The 1,506-nt window shown below is 64.6% G+C and carries 1 protein-coding gene and 1 pseudogene; both read right to left on the bottom strand.

Annotated elements, in window-relative coordinates; genetic code table 11:
- Window positions 1–255, bottom strand: a pseudogene (locus tag AC1DJW_RS26370) (HNH endonuclease signature motif containing protein); the annotation flags it as partial.
- Between the two features lie 81 nt (window positions 256–336).
- The gene (locus AC1DJW_RS26375) at window positions 337–1,371 is read right to left on the bottom strand and encodes an efflux RND transporter permease subunit (protein WP_476902937.1); all 1,035 of its coding nucleotides are present in this window, start codon (window positions 1,369–1,371) and stop codon (window positions 337–339) included.
- Between the last annotated feature and the right edge of the window lie 135 nt (window positions 1,372–1,506).

The following is a 1,506-nucleotide window of genomic DNA, read 5'->3' on the forward strand; positions in this document are numbered from 1 at the left end:
CGGTGATGCGGCCGGTGGCGCGAGGGCCCTGGCCGCGTGGGCGTAGTCCGCGGCCAGCTGCGCTTTCAGGGCGGCGGTGCGGGCTTCCAGCCGGGCCACTTCGGCGAGGCCGTCCAGGCAGGCATCCGCCAGATCCCGGAGCGGATCGGTGCTTTCCGCGCCGGCGCGGGTGAAAGCGGCAAGCACGGCGACGGACGCGGCAACGGCCTCCACGGCCGCGCTGCTCTCCGCACTCCACGCTGTCCTTCCATCCATACCCACAGCATCGCAGGAGGCACCGACAATTTAGTCCCGCCGCCGACGGGCACGAGGCAGACGAACGCGAGATGCACTCGGCTAGCTAGGTTCCTGCGCTCGGGAAGGAACCATTCGCCTGAATCTCCGGAAAGGGAACGTGAGAGCCTCCCGTGAATCACGGGACCCTGATTTTGCGAAGCGGAGGTAGAGGGAAGGAACAATGAACAAATTGAGCAGTGTGGATGTGACAAGTCCGCCCAGAATGACCACGGCCATGGGATGTTCGATTTCGTGGCCCGGGATATTGCCCATGACCACCAAGGGTACGAGGGCAAGTCCGGTAGCCAAGGTGGTCATGAGGATCGGGGAAAGCCGTTCCGCAGCTCCGCGCAACACGAGGGCGCGGCCGAAGGCTTCATCCTCGTTCCTTTCCAGATGCTGGCAGTGGCTGATGAGCAGGATCCCGTTACGCGCCGCGATGCCCATCACCGTGAGGAACCCGACGAGTGACCCTAGGGACAGGACCCCTCCGGTGATGTAGGCGGCGAAAACTCCGCCGACGAGGGCTATGGGAAGCGTCAGCAGTGCGAGTAGGGCCAGCCGCCAGCTCCGGAACGATGCTTGCAGGAACAGGAAGATCAGGGCAAGGGCAGCCACGGCGAAGATCGTCAGGCGTTCGGTGGCCGCCTGGCGTTCCGTGTACTCGCCGAGGAGCTGGACGCTGTAACCCGGCGGCAGGTTCATCTCTTCGAGGCGTTCCTGTAGCGTGCGGACAACGGTCCCGAGGTCCGCGTCCTTTTCGATAAAGGAGCCGACCTCGACTCTGCGGGAACCGTTCGTGCGGTCAATGAGGTTGGGTGTCGCTTGCACACTGACAGCGGCGACGTCGGCCAGCCGGACTCGCTGTCCGCTGGGGGTGTCGAGCGGCAAGTCTTCAATGCTGGTGACGCTGGCGCGGGTCTCCGGAGTGCTCCAAACCTGGACGTCATAGGCACGTCCGTCCCGGAAGACATCGCCGACCTCTTCCCCGGCGACGAGCGTCGCGGCTGCCCGCCTGACATCGCCGGGTTTCAGCCCATACTTCTGGGCGGCGGCTAGGTCCACCTTGACCGTAATCTGCGCGGTATCTATCAAGCTGTTTGTGACAGCGGGGTGGTTTGTTTGTTGTTGATCCCGGCGGTGGGGGGTGCTCCCGGCGCGGTGGGTTTGTTGCGGTATCGGTGGGGGTTGCGGGCGTAGCAGGTGTCGAGTGTTGCTTGCCGTTGCCTG

The sequence above is a fragment of the Arthrobacter sp. 05L417 genome (assembly GCF_056397865.1).